The 18,177-nt window shown below is 68.9% G+C and carries 21 protein-coding genes; 17 read left to right on the plus strand and 4 right to left on the minus strand.

The genetic code is table 11. The annotated features are described in order from the left end of the window. Positions 1-47: 47 nt before the first annotated feature. The 6 genes from purN to pyrF all read left to right on the plus strand — a co-directional run bounded on the left by purN (position 48) and on the right by pyrF (position 5,037). On the plus strand, positions 48-569 hold the full coding sequence (gene purN / locus HB724_RS15370; RefSeq protein ID WP_213981838.1) for a phosphoribosylglycinamide formyltransferase: 522 nt from the start codon (positions 48-50) through the stop codon (positions 567-569). Beyond that, complete coding sequence (locus HB724_RS15375; protein WP_256731548.1) at positions 554-934, plus strand: MmcQ/YjbR family DNA-binding protein; 381 nt, start codon at positions 554-556, stop codon at positions 932-934. The genes purN and HB724_RS15375 overlap by 16 nt, the downstream gene beginning before the upstream one ends. Before the next feature lie 47 nt (positions 935-981). Continuing rightward, positions 982-1,677: an endonuclease/exonuclease/phosphatase family protein gene (locus HB724_RS15380; RefSeq protein WP_213981822.1), complete on the plus strand. Its 696-nt coding sequence runs from the start codon at positions 982-984 to the stop codon at positions 1,675-1,677. After that, the gene (locus HB724_RS15385; protein WP_213981823.1) at positions 1,674-3,962 is read left to right on the plus strand and encodes a patatin-like protein; all 2,289 of its coding nucleotides are present in this window, start codon (positions 1,674-1,676) and stop codon (positions 3,960-3,962) included. The genes HB724_RS15380 and HB724_RS15385 overlap by 4 nt, the downstream gene beginning before the upstream one ends. Positions 3,963-4,024: 62 nt before the next feature. Continuing rightward, the gene (locus HB724_RS15390; RefSeq protein ID WP_213981824.1) at positions 4,025-4,366 is read left to right on the plus strand and encodes a LapA family protein; all 342 of its coding nucleotides are present in this window, start codon (positions 4,025-4,027) and stop codon (positions 4,364-4,366) included. Next, a complete protein-coding gene (gene pyrF / locus HB724_RS15395) occupies positions 4,363-5,037 on the plus strand; it encodes an orotidine-5'-phosphate decarboxylase (RefSeq protein WP_213981825.1) in 675 nt (224 codons plus the stop codon). The genes HB724_RS15390 and pyrF overlap by 4 nt, the downstream gene beginning before the upstream one ends. 63 nt (positions 5,038-5,100) lie before the next feature. On the opposite strand, the gene HB724_RS15400 is transcribed toward pyrF, so the two are convergent. Continuing rightward, complete coding sequence (locus tag HB724_RS15400; RefSeq protein WP_213981826.1) at positions 5,101-5,838, minus strand: SDR family oxidoreductase; 738 nt, start codon at positions 5,836-5,838, stop codon at positions 5,101-5,103. A gap of 104 nt (positions 5,839-5,942) precedes the next feature. Here HB724_RS15400 and HB724_RS15405 point away from each other — a divergent pair, with 104 nt between their 5' ends. The 8 genes from HB724_RS15405 (at position 5,943) to HB724_RS15440 (ending at position 12,554) form a co-directional block, all read left to right on the plus strand. Further along, positions 5,943-6,329, plus strand: coding sequence for a helix-turn-helix domain-containing protein (locus HB724_RS15405; RefSeq protein ID WP_213981827.1), 387 nt, complete (start codon positions 5,943-5,945; stop codon positions 6,327-6,329). Between the two features lie 41 nt (positions 6,330-6,370). After that, positions 6,371-6,886: a GNAT family N-acetyltransferase gene (locus tag HB724_RS15410; protein WP_213981828.1), complete on the plus strand. Its 516-nt coding sequence runs from the start codon at positions 6,371-6,373 to the stop codon at positions 6,884-6,886. After that, a complete protein-coding gene (locus HB724_RS15415; RefSeq protein WP_213981829.1) occupies positions 6,886-7,515 on the plus strand; it encodes a phosphoribosylanthranilate isomerase in 630 nt (209 codons plus the stop codon). Before HB724_RS15410 ends, HB724_RS15415 begins: the two co-directional genes overlap by 1 nt. Continuing rightward, on the plus strand, positions 7,512-8,744 hold the full coding sequence (trpB, locus tag HB724_RS15420; protein WP_213981830.1) for a tryptophan synthase subunit beta: 1,233 nt from the start codon (positions 7,512-7,514) through the stop codon (positions 8,742-8,744). The genes HB724_RS15415 and trpB overlap by 4 nt, the downstream gene beginning before the upstream one ends. Before the next feature lie 157 nt (positions 8,745-8,901). Beyond that, entirely contained in the window at positions 8,902-9,690 is a 789-nt protein-coding gene (trpA, locus tag HB724_RS15425; RefSeq protein WP_213981840.1) for a tryptophan synthase subunit alpha, read from the plus strand. Beyond that, on the plus strand, positions 9,687-10,547 hold the full coding sequence (gene accD, locus HB724_RS15430) for an acetyl-CoA carboxylase, carboxyltransferase subunit beta (RefSeq protein WP_213981831.1): 861 nt from the start codon (positions 9,687-9,689) through the stop codon (positions 10,545-10,547). Before trpA ends, accD begins: the two co-directional genes overlap by 4 nt. Positions 10,548-10,717: 170 nt before the next feature. Then, complete coding sequence (locus HB724_RS15435; protein WP_213981832.1) at positions 10,718-12,040, plus strand: folylpolyglutamate synthase/dihydrofolate synthase family protein; 1,323 nt, start codon at positions 10,718-10,720, stop codon at positions 12,038-12,040. Positions 12,041-12,125: 85 nt separating this feature from the next. After that, the gene (locus tag HB724_RS15440; protein WP_213981833.1) at positions 12,126-12,554 is read left to right on the plus strand and encodes a DUF6628 family protein; all 429 of its coding nucleotides are present in this window, start codon (positions 12,126-12,128) and stop codon (positions 12,552-12,554) included. Here the strand turns inward: HB724_RS15440 and HB724_RS15445 are convergent. Further along, complete coding sequence (locus HB724_RS15445) at positions 12,537-13,307, minus strand: tetratricopeptide repeat protein (RefSeq protein WP_213981834.1); 771 nt, start codon at positions 13,305-13,307, stop codon at positions 12,537-12,539. The genes HB724_RS15440 and HB724_RS15445 overlap by 18 nt on opposite strands. Next, entirely contained in the window at positions 13,304-14,659 is a 1,356-nt protein-coding gene (locus HB724_RS15450; RefSeq protein WP_256731550.1) for an MFS transporter, read from the minus strand. The genes HB724_RS15445 and HB724_RS15450 overlap by 4 nt, the downstream gene beginning before the upstream one ends. A gap of 486 nt (positions 14,660-15,145) precedes the next feature. On the opposite strand from HB724_RS15450, the gene HB724_RS15455 reads away from it, so the two are divergent. Beyond that, the gene (locus HB724_RS15455) at positions 15,146-16,276 is read left to right on the plus strand and encodes an SRPBCC family protein (protein WP_213981835.1); all 1,131 of its coding nucleotides are present in this window, start codon (positions 15,146-15,148) and stop codon (positions 16,274-16,276) included. Positions 16,277-16,365: 89 nt separating this feature from the next. Beyond that, on the plus strand, positions 16,366-16,497 hold the full coding sequence (locus HB724_RS20530; protein WP_256731549.1) for a hypothetical protein: 132 nt from the start codon (positions 16,366-16,368) through the stop codon (positions 16,495-16,497). Positions 16,498-16,500: 3 nt separating this feature from the next. On the opposite strand, the gene HB724_RS15460 is transcribed toward HB724_RS20530, so the two are convergent. After that, positions 16,501-16,935, minus strand: a complete 435-nt coding sequence (locus HB724_RS15460) for a response regulator (protein WP_213981836.1) — start codon at positions 16,933-16,935, stop codon at positions 16,501-16,503. Between the two features lie 107 nt (positions 16,936-17,042). Between HB724_RS15460 and HB724_RS20535 the strand changes: the two genes are divergently transcribed. Then, positions 17,043-18,177, plus strand: a 1,135-nt coding sequence (locus HB724_RS20535) for a pseudouridine synthase (RefSeq protein WP_346344741.1), incomplete at its 3' end; no start/stop codon positions are given.

Consider the following 18,177-nt stretch of genomic DNA (forward strand, 5'->3'; position numbering starts at 1 on the left):
ACGTGAAGAAGAAGCTCGGAATCCTCATCTCGGGCCGGGGCTCGAACATGGCGGCGTTGGTCGAAGCGTCGCATGCCGCCGATTGCCCGTATGAAGTCGCCCTCGTCGCCAGCGACAAGCCCGAAGCCCCGGGCCTTGCCTGGGCGCGCGAGCAGGGCGTGCCGGTCTTCGCCCATTCGCCGCGCGGCATCTCCAAGCCCGAATATGAAGCGGCCATCGATGCGGCGCTCCGCAAGGCGGGCGTCGAGGCGATCGCCCTCGCCGGCTATATGCGCCTGCTTTCCGACGATTTCGTCGCCAAGTGGCGCGGCCGGATCGTCAACATCCACCCCTCGCTGCTGCCCCGGCACAAGGGCCTCGACACCCATAAGCGCGCGATCGAGGCGGGCGACAGCCATGGCGGCACCTCGGTCCATATCGTCACCGAGGAGCTGGACGGCGGCGAGGTGCTCGGCCAGGCCCCGGTCGAGATCCTGCCCGGCGATACGCCGGAAACCCTTGCCGCGCGCGTGCTGGCGGAGGAACATCGGCTCTACCCGAGGGTAGTAGCAGCATGGCTGACACGCTGAGCGCCGAACCCGATGCCGCGCTGGACCAAGTCCGCGCGCTCGCCCTCGACCTGCCCGAGACCAGCGAGAAGCTTTCCCACGGCCAGCCGACCTTCTTCGTCGCCGGCGCCATGTTCGCCCAGTTCCGCCACGATCACCATGGCGACGGCCGCACCATCGTCGCGGTCAAGACCGCCGACGAGGAGGATCTGGCGCTGATCGAGGCGGCGCCCGATCTCTATTCGCGCGTCGCCTATTTCGGCCGCGGCTGGGTCGGCCTCGCGATCGGCCGGCCCGATACCGACTGGGCGCATGTGGGCGACCGTATCGCCCGAAGCTGGGAGCTTGCCGCCCCGCGCCGCCTGCTGGAGGCGGGCGGACGCTGAGTCGCCCCCTTGCTCCCAGCCCCATGCCCCCGCGATAAGAGGCGCCGATGATAAAGGTCGCCAGCTACAATATGCGCAAGTCGATCGGCACCGATCGGCGCCGCCGGCCCGAGCGGACGCTCCAGGTTCTGTCCGAGATCGATGCCGATATCATTGCGCTCCAGGAGGCGGATCGCCGCTTCGGCACGCGCGAGGCGGTGCTCGCCGGCCATCTGCTCGCCGAGCACAGCCCCTGGAAGGCGATCCCGTTCGGCGCGCGCGCGCGATCGATGGGCTGGCACGGCAATGCGATCCTCGTCCGCCGCGATGCCCAGGTGCTCGACAGCGAGGCGATCCACCTGCCCGCGCTGGAGCCGCGCGGCGCGGTGATGGCCGATGTCCGCATCGACGGCCAGGTGATACGCATCGTCGGCATGCATCTCGATCTTTCCGGCCTGTGGCGCCGCCGCCAGGCGCATGCGATCCTCGCCCATGTCGCGGCCAGCACGCATCAATACCCCACGGTGATGATGGGCGACCTCAACGAGTGGAGCGTCCAATCGGGGTGCCTGCGCGATTTCGCCGCGCACTATCAGTTCGCGGAGACCGGCAAGAGCTTCCACGCCCGCCGCCCCGTCGCGCGGCTCGATCGGATCATGGCCTCGCCCGATCTGAGGATCACCGGCGCCGGGGTCCATGAGACGCTGTCCTCCCGCACCGCGTCGGATCACCTGCCGATCTGGGCCACGGTCGCGCCGCGTTGACCCAGGTCCGCGACAAGGAACTGCGCCTCGCGCTCGTCTGCTATGGCGGCATCAGCCTGGCCGTCTACATGCACGGCATCACCAAGGAGATATGGCGGCTGGCCCGCGCAAGCTGCGCGGCGCGCGAGGGCGAGGGGCCCGGCGGCGTCTATCGCGAGCTGCTGGAGGAGATCCGCGAGACCGCCGGCATCAACCTGCGCGTGTTCGTCGACATCGTCTCGGGTGCCAGCGCGGGCGGGATCAACGCGGTGTTCCTGGCCCAGGCGATCGCCACCGGCCAGTCGCTCGACCCGCTGACCGACCTGTGGATGCAGCACGCCGATGTCGAGGCGCTGCTGGAACCGCGCCAGGCGCCGGCGCACCGCTTCGCCAAGATCTGGGCGACGCCGATCGCCTGGATGGTCGCCAATCGCTCGAAGACGATCCACGAGACGGTGGAGGCCGGCGCCCGTGCCGAGGTGCGCCACAAGCTGGAGCGCTTCGTCCGCTCGCGCTGGTTCGAGCCCCCGTTCGGCGGCAAGCGGCTGCTCAATACGCTGATGAACGCCTTCGACGCGATGGCGAAGGGGCCGGTCGATCGCCGCCTGCTGCCCGCCGGGCAGCCGCTCGACCTGTTCGTCACCGTCACCGATTTCCGCGGCCATCCCGAGGCGCTGCGCCTCAATTCGCCGCCCCAGGTGATCGAGACCGAGCATCGCCTGGTCTTCGCCTTCACCGATCACGGGCTGGAGGACAGCGATTTCGCGCATCCGGCCGAGCTGGCCTTCGCCGCCCGCGCCACGTCGAGCTTCCCCGGCGCCTTTCCGCCGCTCACCGTCGCCGAGATGGACGAGCTGCTCGTCGAGCGCGGCGAGGCATGGCCCGGCCGCGACGCCTTCCTGGAGCATGTCCTGCCCCAGCAATGGGCCGACAACCGCGCCCAGAAGGCCGTGCTGATCGACGGTTCGGTCCTCGCCAACGCGCCCTTTCGCCCGGCGATGGAGGCCCTGCGCGAGCGCCCCGCCCGCCGCCAGGTCGATCGCCGCTTCGTCTTCATCGATCCCTCGCCCGACATGCGCTTCGATTTCTATGGGCGTCCGCAGGAACAGCCGGGCTTCTTCGCCACGATCATCGGCGCGCTGTCCGAGCTTCCCCGCGAGCAGCCGATCCGCGACAATCTGGAGCTGCTCGCCCGCCGCTCGGACCGGATCGAGCGGATGCTGGCGATTGTCGCCGAGATCCGTGCCGAGGTCGAAACCCAGGTCGAGGCGCTGTTCGGCTATACCCTCTGGCTCGACTATCCGACCCCCAAGCGCATCGCCACCTGGCGCCGCCGCTCCCAGGTCGCCGCCGCAGCCAAGGCCGGCTACGGCCATACCGCCTATGGCCTGCTCAAGGTCGACGGCGCGATCGATCGCATCGCCCAGCTCCTCCACACCATCGGCGATCGCCACAGCCCCGAGCGGCTGCGCGAGGTCCGCGAGGCGGTGGCGCATGCGGTCCAGTCGCGCGGCGCGGACCGCTTCGGGGCGACGCTCTCCAGCGGCGCCTCGCCCCAGACGCTCGAATTCCTGCGCAGCCACGATCTCGGCTTCCGCATCCGCCGGCTGCGGCTGCTCGCCCGGCGCCTCACCGAGATCGACCTGCCCAGCTCGCATGCCGAGCTGATGCCGATGCGCGAGGCGATCTACGAATCGCTCGCCGCCTATCTCGAGCTCAACCGCTCCGACACCTTCACCGATCTGCGCGACCAGATTCGCACCATGACCGACGATGCCGGCCCGATCCTCGACGTCCTCGCCGAACGCATGGCGCTGAAGCATCTCGACGGTGTCACCGATGCGCGCCTGTCCGATGGGTTCAGCGCGCTGTCGAAGGAGCTGCGGCGCCCGATGCTGCTCGCGCATCTCGGCTTCCCCTTCTTCGACATCGCGACGCTGCCGCTGCTCCAGGGCGAGGGCATGGACGAGTTCGATCCGATCCGCGTCGATCGCATCGCTCCCGACGATGCCTGCTCGATCCGCAAGGGCGGCGCGGAGACGACGCTGAAGGGCATCCAGTTCAACAGCTTCGGCGCCTTCTTCAGCCGCGCCTATCGCGAGAACGACTATCTCTGGGGCCGTCTCCACGGCGCCGAGCGGCTGATCGACATCGTGCTCTCCACCCTGCCCCTCGACAGCCGCATCCCCGACGAACGCGTCGCCGCCATCAAGCGCCGCGCCTTCCATGCGATCCTCGACGAGGAGGAGCCGCGCCTCCAGGCGATCCCCGGCCTGTTCCGCGAACTGCGCGCGGAAATCGGGTGAGGCTGGCAAAGCGCGGCCCGGCAGCTTAGAGTCGAGCCGTCCAAGGCAAGGAAGGGAGCGGAATGCGGTTTTTGAAGGTGCTGTTCTGGCTCCTGCTCGGCGGTCTGGTCGCCGGGTTCGTGATCTACAATGGCGACGAGCGGGTGAATATCCGCCTCTGGGGCGGCCTGATCGCCGATTTCAGCCTGCCGCTGCTGGTGATCCTCGTCTTCCTCGCCGGCTTCCTGCCCTCGCTGGTCGCCTATCAGACGATGCGCTGGCGGATGCGGCAGCGCTTCGCCGGGCTCGAGCGCGCGCTTGCCGATCTCCGCGCGGTCAATCCACCCGCCGCCAACCCTTCCTGGGAAGCGATCTCCGGCGATGCTCCGGCCGCCCCGCCGCTGATCGGGGAGGCGCAGCCATGAGCTCGCGGATCTTCGTCGCGCTCGACACGCCCGATCTGGCGCTGGCCAAGACGCTCGCCCGGCGGGTCCACCACCATGTCGGCGGGATCAAGCTGGGTCTCGAATTCTTCATGGCCAATGGCCGTCACGGCGTCCACGAAATGGCCGAGATCGGCCTGCCGATCTTCCTCGACCTCAAGTTCCACGACATTCCCAACACCGTCGCCAAGGCGGTGCAGGCGCTGCGGCCGCTGGAGCCGGCGATCCTCACCGTCCACGCCGCCGGCGGTCGCGCGATGCTGGAGGATGCCAAGGCTGCGGCGCCCGCCGGTACCAAGGTCGTCGCGGTGACGATGCTCACCAGCCTGGACGACCGCGATCTCGTCTCGATCGGCCTGGTGCCCGATCCGCACGAGCAGGTGATGCGCCTGGCCGAGCTCGCCAAATCCGCCGGCGTCGACGGCATCGTCTGCTCGGGTGAGGAAGTCGCCTCGGCAAAGGCGCTCTGGCCGCAGGGTTTCTTCGTCGTCCCCGGCGTCCGCCCGGCCAACGGCCATGCCGGCGACCAGAAGCGCGTCGTCACGCCGCGCGCCGCGATCGACGCCGGCGCCTCGATCCTGGTGGTCGGCCGCCCGATCACCCAGGCCGAAGACCCCGACCAGGCCGCGCGTGCGATCGAGGCGACGCTTTAAGGAAGCCCGCCGCTTTAGATTCCCCTCCCTTGCGGGGAGGGGAGCGTTAAATGTCGATCCGTCCTAGCCGTTGATCGCCGCGAACACCGCGTCGTAATCGCCGCGCGCCTCGGCGAAGCGCAGGAACTTGACGCGCTCGACCAGCACTTCCTTCTCGCCCTTGCCCAGCAGCTCGACCGCCTCGCGGATATAGTCGGCGAGCGGCATCGAGCGCGGATCCTGGTCCTGCCCCGGCATCAGCGTGGTGGCGACGGCCGGCGGCGCGATCTCGATCACGTCCACGTTCGTCTCGCGAAGCTGGTGGCGCAGCGACTGGCTGTAGCTGTGGATCGCCGCCTTCGTCGCCGAATAGGTCGGCGTCATCGTCAGCGGCACGAAGGCGAGGCCCGACGAAACCGTCATCACCGCCGCGCGCGGCTGCTTCAGCAGATGCGGCAGCAGCGCCGCGTTGAGTCGGATCGGCCCCAGCAGGTTGGTGGCGATCGTCGCCTCGGCATCGTCCAGATAGGTGCCGTCGACCAGCGTCTCCGCGCGCATGATCCCGGCATTGTGGAGGATCGCATTGAGCGCAGGATGGGTCTCGACCACCGAAGCGGCGAAGCGCGCGATGTCCGCCGCGTCGCCCACGTCGAGCGTCGCGATCGCCATGCCCGGATTGGCGGCGGCGACTTGCTGCAACGCATCGGCGCGGCGACCGGCGATGATCACCTGGTTGCCCAGCGCGTGCAGCGCTTCGGCCAGGCCCTTGCCGATGCCCGATCCGCCGCCGGTGATGAGAATGGTGTTGCCCGTCATTTCCATGGTTCTGCTCCTTGGGTCAGCTTCTGGACGGCAAATAGGGTAGCATGGTATCCGTTGGGGAGTAGGCACCCGATATATTCATACGCACCTTTTGGAAACCGATCATGCATATCGTCCACGATTATCCCACCGATCTCGATCCGCGCGTCGAGGCGCTGGTCACCGAGACCATCGGCCGCGTCGCCGACAAATGGACGATGATCGTGCTCGAAGTGCTCACCGAACATGGCGAGCTGCGCTTCTCGAAGCTGCGCGCGCTGTGCGAGGGGATCAGCCAGAAGATGCTCACCCAGACGGTGCGCCAGATGGAGCGCGACGGGCTGCTGATCCGCACCGTCCATCCGGTCATCCCGCCGCGCGTCGAATATCGCCTCACCGATCTGGGCGACAGCCTGAGCGAGGCGTTCTGCGGCGTCTGGGTATGGGCGGCGCGCAATCTCGATCGGATCGAGGCGTCACGCGCGGCGTTCGACGGGCGCGACGCCGCCTGAGCCCTTGCCAAAGCCGGCCCGGCATCGGAGAGAGCGCGGCCATGCCCGACATCGCCACGATCCGCATCGCCACCCGCGACGATCTGCCCGCGCTTCATCCGGTGATCGAACGCGCCTATCGCGGCGAGACCGCGCGGCAGGGCTGGACGCATGAGGCCGATCTGATCCTGGAGGAGCCGCGCACCGATCTCGCCGCGCTTGCGGGAATCGTCGCCGATTCCGCCCAGCGGCTGCTGCTCGCCGAGGCGGAGGGGCGCCCGATCGGCTGCGTTCAGGTGAGCGACAAGGGCGACGAGCTCGCCTATCTCGGCCTGCTCTGCGTCGATCCGACGCTGCAGACGGGCGGACTCGGCAAGCAGCTCCTGTCCGCCGCCGAGGATATCGCCCGCGAAGCCTTCGGCGCGCGGAGGATGGAAATGACCGTGATCGACCGCCGTACGCCGCTGATCGCCTTCTACGAACGCCGCGGCTATGTGGTGTCGGGCGAGAAGCGCGACTTCCCGGTCCCGCTCGATCCGCCGCTGTTCATGGATGTGCTGGTCAAGGATCTCGGCTGATGCCCGTCACCGCCAAGATCTGCGGCCTTTCGACGCCCGAAACGCTGGATGCCGCCGTCGCCGGCGGTGCGAGCCATGTCGGGTTCGTCTTCTTCCCACCCTCGCCGCGCAATATCGGCTTCGATCAGGCGCGGGCGCTGGCCAGCCATGTCCCGTCCCATGTCACCAAGGTCGGCGTGTTCGTCGATCCCGACGAGGCGATGTTGAACGCCGCGATCGCCACCGGCCTCGACGCGGTCCAGCTCCACAAGGTCACGCCCGAACGCGCAGCGGCCATCCGCTCACGCATTCCGGTGTGGGTCGCGGTGGCCGTCAAGACCAGCGCCGATCTCGCCGCCGCCACGCCCTTCATCGGCGCCGCGGATCGCATCCTGTTCGACGCCAGGACGCCGGACAATGCCGCGCTTCCCGGCGGCATGGGCCTGCGCTTCGACTGGACGCTGCTCCAATCGCATCGCCACACGCTTCCCTGGGCACTCTCGGGCGGCCTCGATCCCGCCAACGTCGCCGAGGCGATCCGCGTCACCGGCGCCTCGCTGGTCGATGTCTCTTCGGGCGTGGAAAGCGCGCCGGGCGTCAAGGATGTGGACAAGATCGCCGCATTCCTTAAGGCGGTTGCCTCGTTATGAACGCACCCAATTCCTATCGCGCCCAGCCAGATGAGCGGGGGCATTTCGGCCAGTTCGGCGGACGTTTCGTCGCCGAGACGCTGATGCCGCTGATCCTCGACCTGGAGCGCGAATATCGCGCGGCCAAGGCCGATCCCGCCTTCAAGGCCGAGTTCGACGACTTGCTCGAACATTATGTCGGCCGCCCGAGTCCGCTCTATTTCGCCGAGCGGCTGACCGAGCATTACCGGCAGGGCGCACCCGCCGGCATGGGCGCGAGGATCTATTTCAAGCGCGAGGAGCTGAACCACACCGGCGCGCACAAGATCAACAACTGCGTCGGCCAGATCCTGCTCGCCCGCCGCATGGGCAAGACGCGGATCATCGCCGAGACCGGCGCCGGCCAGCACGGCGTCGCCACTGCCACGGTCGCGGCGCGCTTCGGCCTGCCCTGCACGATCTTCATGGGCGCCAAGGATGTCGAGCGGCAGAAGCCCAACGTCTTCCGCATGAAGCTGCTCGGCGCCGAAGTGACCCCGGTCACGTCGGGCGCGGAGACGCTCAAGGACGCGATGAACGAGGCGCTGCGCGATTGGGTCGCGAACGTCCACGACACTTTCTACATCATCGGCACCGCCGCCGGCCCGCACCCCTATCCGGAGCTGGTCCGCGACTTCCAGTCGGTGATCGGCATCGAGGCCCGCGCGCAGATCCTGAAGGCGGAGGGCCGCCTTCCCGACCTGCTGATCGCACCGGTGGGCGGCGGATCGAACGCGATCGGGCTTTTCCACCCCTTCCTCGACGATGCGGGCGTGGCGATGCTCGGCATCGAGGCGGCGGGCCATGGCATCGAGACGGGCAAGCACGCCGCGAGCCTGACCGGTGGCGGCCCCGGCATCCTGCACGGCAACCGCACCTATCTGCTTCAGGACGAGGACGGCCAGATCACCGAGGCGCATTCGATCTCGGCGGGGCTCGATTATCCCGGCATCGGCCCCGAGCATAGCTGGCTCCACGAGAGCGGCCGCGTGGACTATGCGCCGATCACCGACCAGCAGGCGCTCGACGCTTTCCAGCTCTGTTGCAAGCTCGAAGGCATCATCCCGGCGCTGGAATCCTCACACGCGCTCGCAGCTCTCGAGTCCAAGGCCCGGGAAATGGGCGACGACCAGATCATTATCGTCAACGTCTCCGGCCGCGGCGACAAGGACATCTTCACGGTGGCGGAAGCGCTGGGGTTCGAGCTGTGAGCACTTTGGATCAAACCCCTCCCCTTCAGGGGAGGGGCAAGGGGTGGGGTAGCGGCGAGCGGGGCTCGATGCCCCGGTCGGCGCTATGCGCCGAGCGAGCCGCTACGCGTCTCGCACCCACCCCCATCCCCTCCCTTGAAAGGGAGGGGCTTATATGATGACCCGTCTCTCCACCGCTTTCCCGGCCGATCGCGCCGCGCTCGTCACCTTCGTCACCGCCGGCGATGGCCCCACCGCCGAAGTTCTCGACGCCCTGGTCTCCGGCGGCGCCGATGTGATCGAGCTCGGCATGCCCTTCACCGATCCGATGGCCGACGGCCCCGCGATCCAGGCCGCCAACCTGCGCAGCCTGGCCGCGGGCACGCGCACCGCCGATGTGCTCGCCATCGCCGCCGCCTTCCGCCGGCGTCACCCGAACGTGCCGCTCGTGCTGATGGGCTATGCCAACACGATGACGCGCCCCACCCCCGCCGAGTTCGCTGCCAAGGCGGGGCAGGCGGGCGTCGACGGCATCATCTGCGTCGATATCCCGCCCGAGGAGGCCGACACGCTCGCCCCCTTCGGCGAGCACGGCCTCAGCGTCATCCGCCTCGCCACCCCGACCACCGACAAAGCCCGGCTCCCCGCCGTGCTCGAAGGCGCCTCGGGCTTCCTCTATTATGTCTCGGTCGCCGGCATCACCGGGCTGCAACAGGCCGCGCAGTCCTCGATCGAGGACGCCGTCGCGCATCTGAAGGCCGCGACCGACCTCCCCGTCGCGGTCGGCTTCGGCGTCCGCACCCCCGAACAGGCCGCCGCGATCGGCCGCGTCGCCGATGGCGTCGTGGTGGGCTCGGCGATCGTCGAGTTGGTCGGCCGGCACGGCACCGATGCGCCCGCCGCCGTCCGCGCCTATATCCAATCCCTATCCGCGGCGCTCGCCGTCGCACGCAAGGAAGTCCGATGAGCTGGATCAGCCGCGTCCGCAACGCGCTCGCCTATGTCACCACCAAGGGCGGCGCCTCTCCCGATACGCTCTGGCACAAGTGCAAGGGCTGCGGGCAGATGGTGTTCATCAAGGAGCTGGAGGACAATCTCTATGTCTGTCCGCATTGCGAGCATCACGAGCGGATCGGTCCGTCGCTACGCTTCCAATATCTGTTCGATGAGGGTAGCCACACCGTCCTGACCAGCCCCCGCGTGGTCGACGATCCGCTCAAGTTCCGCGACCAGAAGCCCTATCCGGCACGGCTCAAGGCGGCGCGCGCCGCGACCGGCGAGCCCGATGCCTTCCTGAACGCGAGCGGCACCATCCTTGGCCACAAGGCCGTGGTGGGGGTCCAGGATTTCGCCTTCATGGGCGGATCGATGGGCCAGGCGGTGGGCGAGGCGTTCATCGCCGGCGTCGAGGCCGCAATCGCCGCCCGCGTGCCCTATATCGTCTTCACTGCCTCGGGTGGCGCGCGCATGCAGGAGGGCATCCTGAGCCTGATGCAGATGCCGCGCACCACCGTCGCGATCGAAATGCTCCACGATGCGGGCCTGCCCTATATCGTCGTGCTGACCGACCCCACCTCGGGCGGCGTGATGGCGGCCTATGCGATGCTGGGCGACGTCCAGATCGCCGAGCCGCGCGCGACCCTCGCCTTCACCGGCCGCCGCGTGATCGAGAACACCATTCGCGAAAAACTGCCCGACGATTTCCAGACCTCGGAATATTATCGCGAGCACGGCCTGGTCGACATGGTCACGCACCGCAAGGAACTGCGCGAGACGCTCGGCCAGCTCATCGGGCTGCTGTGCGAAGCGAAGAAGGCGGCGTGAGGCAAGTTTAGCCCCTCCCTTTCAAGGGAGGGGTTGGGGGTGGGTGCGCGCGCCGGCGCGCGCAAGAGACTCATCCTCGCTCGTACAGCGTCGGTCGAGGCATCGAGCCTCGGCCGCCGCTTGACCCACCCCTTTCCCCTCCCTTGAAAGGGAGGGGCTGGATTGTCTCGATGGCCGATCACGCCTCCTCCTCCGATCCTGCGGTCCAGCGCCAGCTCGACCGCCTGACCGCGCTCTCCCCCGGGGCCGATATCCTCGGCCTGGAGCGGATCACCGCGCTGCTCGCCCGTATCGGCGATCCGCATCTCCGCCTGCCGCCTGTGCTCCATGTCGCCGGCACCAACGGCAAGGGTTCCACCTGTGCCTTCCTGCGCGCCGCGATCGAGGCCGCCGGCCTCAGGACGCATGTCTATTCCAGCCCGCATCTCGTCCGCTTCAACGAGCGCATCCGCCTGGCCGGCAAGCTGATCGAAGATGCCGAGCTGGCACCGCTGCTGGAGGAAGTGCTCGACGCCGGCGGCGATATCGGCGCCAGCTTCTTCGAAGTCACCACCGCCGCCGCCTTCCTCGCCTTCGCGCGCACCCCGGCGGATGCCTGCATCGTCGAGGTCGGCCTGGGCGGGCGCCTCGATGCCACCAACGTCGTCCAGAAGCCCGCCGCCACCGGCATCGCCCAGCTCGGCATCGATCACCAGTCCTTCCTGGGCGACACCGCCGAGGCGATCGCCGCCGAGAAGGCCGGCATCGCCAAGCCCGGCGTGCCGCTGGTGACGATGGCCTATCCCACCGCCATCGCCCGGATCGTCGCCGATGCCGCCGCCCGCGCCGGCGCGACGCTCCAGGCCGAGGGCAGTGCTTGGCGCTACGCGATCCGCGACGGCAAGATCCGCTACGAGGACGCGCAAGGCAGCCTCGATCTCCCCCTCCCCCTGCTGGCCGGCCCGCACCAGCCCGGCAACCTCGCGCTCGCCACCGCGATGCTCCGCCACCAGAGCGTCCTCGCCCTCCCGCAATCCGCCTTCGCCGATGCCGCGCGTACCGCCCGCTGGCCCGCGCGGATGCAGAGGCTCTCGCCGGGTCCGTTGCTCGGTCTCCTCCCGCAAGGAAGCGAGATCTGGCTCGACGGCGGCCACAATCCCGCCGCCGCCGAAGCGGTGAGCGCCACGCTCGCCCAGGTCGCGCAGGGGCGCCCCGTCCAGCTCGTCCTCGGCATGCTCGCCAACAAGGACGCGCAGGGCTTGCTCGCCCCCTTCGCACCGCTCGCCGCCGGACTGCACGCCGTCCCGGTCCCCGGCCATGAGCACCACAGCCCGGCCAGCCTGGCCCAGGCAGCGCAGGCGCTCGGCATCTCCCAAGCGACACCCGCGAGCGATGTCCCCCAAGCCCTGGCGGCCATCGCGCAACAGGCCGGCCCCCCGCCGATCGTGCTGATCCTGGGCTCGCTCTACCTCGCTGGAACTGTGCTCGAAGCCAATCGCGAGCTGCCCGACTGAAGGCGGAATCGATCTGTCTTATTGCGATTGACTATTAATAGCGAAATGCGGAACACTCCCGTCATTGCCAGGGAGAGTCGCGTTCATGTCCGTCACCAATGCCCTCACCACCGCCCTGCCCGAGCTCCAGCCCGAGGATTCCGGCGCGCGCCTGTTGCTGTTCGGCATCCGCCAGCTGGGCGCGCACGGCCTGCACGATGCCTGCACCGCCCACGCTTTCGTGGTGGCGTTCGGCAAGGGCTTCCAGCGCCCGCTCCTGCTGCTGCGCGCGCTGATGCAGGAGATGTCGGCGATCGCCTCGGGGCCGATCCAGATCGCGCCCTGGTGCTGCCCGCGCATGACCGCGTCGGAGGCGGCGCTGCTTCAGGTCGTCGCCCGCGTCGGCACCAATCCCCATGCCGCGCAGGTGCTGCTGGCCGATGTGCTCGGCATCCGCGACGCCACCGGCGTCCTGCCCACCGCCCACGCGCTGGCGAACGCCTTTGCCGACATGGCGCTACCGCTCGGCGACTAGCCCCTGCGCGCGCAGCCGGCCCAGCGTCTCGCCCGCCCAGCGATACATGTCGGCATCCGCCGCGCGCTGCTGGCGGTCGAGCCGTTTCATCCGGCTCTCGACTTCCTCCAGCACCGTCATCGCCTGGCGCTCGCGGCCCTGGTCGATCAGCAGCGCGGCGTAGCGGCACCGCGCCTCCTCGCCCGGCAGGCGGGTGACGATATCGGCATAGAGTGCCAGCGCCTCGTCCGTCCGCCCCAGATGCTCGAATATCTTGGCGCGCAGCAGCCCCCGGCGATCCTTGTCGCTCTGCCCGATCGGCTCGGGGATCGCGTCGACCAGCGCCAGCGCCTCTGCCCCTTGCCCGGCCGCATAGAGCGACGACGCCAGCTTCATCTGGGTCCGCGCATCGGGCTCGCCCGGCGTCATCCGCAACGCTTCGCGATAATAGGGCAATGCCTCGCCATGCCGGCCCAGCGCCGCAAGGGCATCGGCGAGCCGCAGCCGGTTGGCGGCGGTATCGGCAAGGTCCAGCGCATCACGTGCCGCGCGCACCTCGCGCTCGGGATCGAGCGTCGCCACCGCCTGCGCCCGCACGGCACGGACATGGCGGTTGCTCCCCATCCCCGGCAATATCTCGACGACCAGATAGGCAAGCGCGGAGACCATCGGCAGGAAGATCAGCGCCGTCAGCCACAGCGGATTGCGCCCGTTGCGCATCAGATGGACGATGCACAGCACCTGGATCGCGATGACGACGCCATAGGCGATCATGCCTTTGGCTCCTCCTCGCGCGCATCCCCCTCGCCCACCGTGCCGGCGGTGCCGATCGAGCGGTCGACCAGCCCGGTATGCATCATCCACCAATAGATCAGCACGCCCGGCACCGCGATCACGGTGGTCAGCAGGTAGAAGTTCACATAGCCCATCGCCTCGATCAGGCTGCCTGCGGTCGTGCCGGTGACGAAGCGGCCGACGATGCTCGCCCCCGCCGAGATCAGGGCATATTGCGCGGCGGTGAAGCGCAGATCGGTCAGCGCCGAGAAATAGGCGATCACCACCACGCCGCCGAAGCCGCTGGCGATATTCTCGAAGCCGATCGACGCCGCCATGCCCAGGTTGGAATGCCCCGCCGCGGCCAGCCCCGCGAAGCTGAGGTTCGATACCGCCATCAGCACCAGGCTCAGCATCACCGAACGCTTCATGCCCATGCGCGCATAGAGCACGCCGCCGATGAACACGCCGATCATGTACGCGAAGAAGCCGAGCGACACGTCGTAAAAGGCGATCTCGTCGTTGGTGAAGCCGAGGTCGTCGAACAGCAGCCGGAAGGTGAGGTTTGCCAGCGTGTCGCCGATCTTGTGGACGAGGATGAACAGCAGCACGATCAGCGCACCCTCGCGCGCGAAAAACTGCGCGAACGGGCCCCAGATCGACTTGGCCACGGTGCCCAGCCCCTTGCGCTCGGCAGGCGCGCGGTGGCGCGTCGGCTCGCCGATGACGAGTCCGGCAATGATCGCCGGCAGCGCGAACAGCGCGCAGGCCATATAGGCCGCTTCCCAGCCGAACCGCGCCGCGACCACCAGCGCCACCGCGCCGGCTCCGGCGGATCCGATCCGCCAGCCATATTGCGACATGCCCGAGCCGTAACCCAGTTGCTGCGGCTCCAATATCTCGATCCGGTAGCCGTCGATGACGATGTCATAGGTCGCGCCGGCGATGCCGACGAGCACGGCGGCGATCACCGTCGGCATGATATTGGCCGGGTCCGGATCGGTCAGCGCCAGGTTCCAGACTGCGGCGACGACCAGCACGCCCGCGACGATCAGCCACGAGACGCGCTGCCCGAGCGCGCCGTGCAGCGGAATGCGGACGCCGTCCACGATCCACGCCCACAGGAATTTGAAGTTGTAGACCAGGATCGCCAGCGTGAACGCGGTGATCGTCGATTTGGTGATCCCGTCCTGCGCCAGCCGGCTGGTCAGCGTCGCGCCGATCATCGCGAAGGGAAAGCCCGAGGACAGGCCGAGCGCGAAGGAGGCCAAAGGCCCGTTCTCGAAATAGGGTCGCACACCCTCGGGCAGGTCGGCGCGCCAGTCCGCCGGCGCCGCCGCGCGCCCGGCCAGGAATGCCGCGACCAGCGCGGCCAGCCCGAGCCACAGCCCGATCGCAGGCGTGAAGCTGAGCGCGGACAGCGCTTTCGGCGGCGAGAACAGCGCGAACAGCACCGCCAGCAGCAGCAGCACCGCCCCCACCGCGCTTCCTCCCACCATCAGGCTCGCCCCGCCGCTGCGCCGCCAGGCGAAGCTCAGCACCAGCGTCGCCAGGATCACCAGCAGCCCCAGGTTGAACGTCATCGACGGGCTCAGCGTCGCGGTACCCGAGGTCCAGCCGAGCGCGATGTCCACACCGCGCACGGCCAGGGGCGCGCCGCCCGGAAACGCGACCGTCATCCACGGCAGCGCGAGCAGCCCCAGGGCCACCAGCAGCGCGGCTTGCGCGGCCAGGTAGAGCCCTGCGGGCCTGGATTGTCCTTGCATTATCGTCTTGTCCCCAGGGCCTTTCGGGCTGAAACTAGCCGAAAATGGCCGGAAGGCCAGAGGGAGAGGATCATGAACGCCAGTCTGCCGACCGATGGGCAACTCGCCCTGGCGCGCAAGCTCGCCACGGGCGGTATGCGGGGCGAGGGCGCGGTCGCCCATGTCGATGCGAGCGCCTATACCAGCCCCGAACGCTTCGCCGCCGAGCAGGCGCGCATCTTCGCCCGGACGCCGCTGGTCATCGCCCCTTCGGCGCTCCTGCCGGAGCCCAACATGGCGATCCCGCACGACGGCTTCGGCAAGCCGCTGCTGATCACCCGCGACAGGCAGGGCGAGGCGCATGTGTTCCTGAACGTCTGCCGCCATCGCGGCACCCGGCTGGTCGAGGGATGCGCGGCGGTCCACGGCCTGCGCCTGGTCTGCCCCTATCATGCCTGGACCTACACGCTGGACGGCCGCCTCGCCGGGCTGCCGCGCCCCGATACCTTCCCCGGCCTCGACAAGTCCGCCCACGGCCTCAAGCGCCTGCCCACCCACGAAGCCGGCGGCCTGATCTGGTTCGCCTTCGACGGCACCGCCGATTTCGCCGAAGCCGACACGCTGGCCCGCGATTTCGCCGCTTTCGATCTCGCCGGCCAGCACAGCTTCCGCCACCGCACACACCGGGTGAAGGCGAACTGGAAGCTCATCATGGACGCCTTCCTGGAGGGCTATCACATCCAGCGCCTCCATGCCGGCACGATCGCGCCCTTCTTCAAGGACGGCGTCTCCACCGCCGACGCGATCGGCCCGCACCAGCGCTCCGCCGTAGGCCGCGACGCGGCGCTGGCCGCGCTGTCCTCCAGCGACTGGGCGACGCTGCGCGCGGCGATCACCTACACCTATCAGATGTTCCCCGGCACCGTGCTGGTGGTCAGCCCCGATTACATCAACCTGATGGTGCTGATGCCCCAGGCGGTGGACGAAGTGCTGGTCGAGGATTTCATGCTGATCCCCGAAGCCCCCGCCACCGAAAAGGCGCTCGCCCATTGGGAGAAGAGCTGGGAGCTGCTCGACGGCGGCGTCTTCGCTTCCGAGGATTTCCGCGCCTGCGAGCTGGGGCAGCAGGGCCTGGCATCGGGCGCGCTGGACCGGGTCACGCTCGGCACGCTCGAACTCGGCATCCGCCATTTCCACGATGCCGTCGAAGCGAGGCTGGGCTGAGACGAGCCGTGTCCGCGCACGGAACCGGTATCGCCACGGTTAAGGAATCGCGCCCTACGATATGTCCAAGTCATCGATAGGAGTTCGACATGTCCTCTCGCGCTTCCGCCCGTGCCCTGCCGCATCGGCCCACCCCCGTGCTGGAGGTCGTGGCACGGCTTTCGGTCGCCGCGTCGGTCTTCTCGTGGCTCGGCGTGGTTCTCGCGCTGCTCTGGCGCTGAGCGTCAGCCCGCCGTCCCGAACAGGCTGAAGCTGTCGGGCAGCCGCCGCGGCACCTTGCCGCCTTCGATCACGGCCTCGATCGCCCGGATCGCCACGAACAGGTCGCGCTGCTGATAGGGCTTGGTAAGGCAGCCCGCCGCCAGCGCCTGCGCATCGACCGGGCAGTTGCCGGTCACGAACAGCACCGCGATCCCCCGGCCCTGCGCCGCGCGCGCCACCTCGATGCCGTTGCCGTCGGCCAGGTCGATATCCACCAGCACCAGGTCGATCCCGCCGCCGCCCTCCATCGCGCGCACCGCAGCCGCCACCGAATCCACCGTCGCCACGATCGCGAAGCCTTCGCCGATCAGGAAATGCTCGGTATCGAACGCGACCAGCGGCTCGTCCTCGACGATCAGCAGCCTCTCTATCCGTCGCTTACGCCTGCCGAACAACATTCGTTACGCACCCATGCCCGATCGCTTCGCCAACGCCTAACGCGCGAAACCCCTTTCAGCGCCGCAATAATTTTTGCCCAACCCGTCATAATCGCTATATCGCCGCAGTGCCCGCCTCCAAGCCCCCAAAACCCGAAGCTGCCCTGCAGCGCATCGCCAAACTGCTCGCCCGTGCAGGAATCGCGTCGCGCCGCGAGATCGAGCGGATGATCATCGACGGCCGCGTCGCGCTGGACGGCAAGGTGCTCGATACGCCGGCCACCGTGCTGCCCTCGCTCCACGGCGTCACCGTCGACGGCCAGCCGGTCCAGGCGCCCGCTCCGGCGCGGCTGTTCCGCTACCACAAGCCCTCGGGCTTCCTCACCGCCGAGCGCGATTTCACCGGCCGCCCGACCATCTACGATCGCATGCCCAGCGGCCTGCCGCGCGTCATGCCGGTGGGCCGGCTCGACCTGAACACCGAGGGGCTGCTGCTCCTCACCACCGACGGCGAACTCAAGCGCCAGCTCGAGCTCCCCTCGGTCGGCGTCGAGCGCAGCTATCGCGCCCGCGCCTATGGCCAGGTGAGCCAGGCCCAGCTCGAAGACCTGATGCTCGGCATCGAGATCGAGGGCGTCCGCTACGGATCGATCAACGCCAATATCGAGCGGCGCACCGGCGCGAACCTGTGGATCGAGATGACGCTGACCGAAGGCAAGAACCGCGAGGTGCGCCGCGTGCTCGAGCATCTCGGCCTCCAGGTCAGCCGCCTGATTCGCACCCGCTACGGCCCCTTCCATCTCGGCGACCTGCCCGCCGGCGATGTCGACGAGATCCGCCAGCACGATCTGGTCACCTTCCGCACCGTGCTCGGCAAGCCGGGCGGGGGCAAGGCGGCCTCCAACCTCCAGTTCGCGGTGCGCGAGCGCGTCGTCGCGCCGCCGCTGCCCAGGGCCAAGCCGGTCGGCGAACCCGAACGCCCGAGCACCCGCCCCGCGCGCGGTCCCCGTCCGATGCCCAACGTGCCATCGAGATTCGCGCCTCGCTCCGAACCCGCGCCCCAGGAGGAACGCCCGGCCGGCCGGAGCGGCGGTCCGGCCCGTGGCGCCGCCCCGCGTCCGGTGCGCGACGTACAGCCCAAATTCACGCCTCGCGTCCCCCCCGGCCGCCGTCCCGACCGCGCAGCCCGGACAGAGCGGCACAGGGAGCGTTGGGGGAAGGGGGTGAGACCCGCGTGGCGCGGGCCGATTTCCAACAAACACA

This window comes from Sphingomonas sp. dw_22, assembly GCF_018449795.1.
Lineage (GTDB): Bacteria > Pseudomonadota > Alphaproteobacteria > Sphingomonadales > Sphingomonadaceae > Sphingomonas.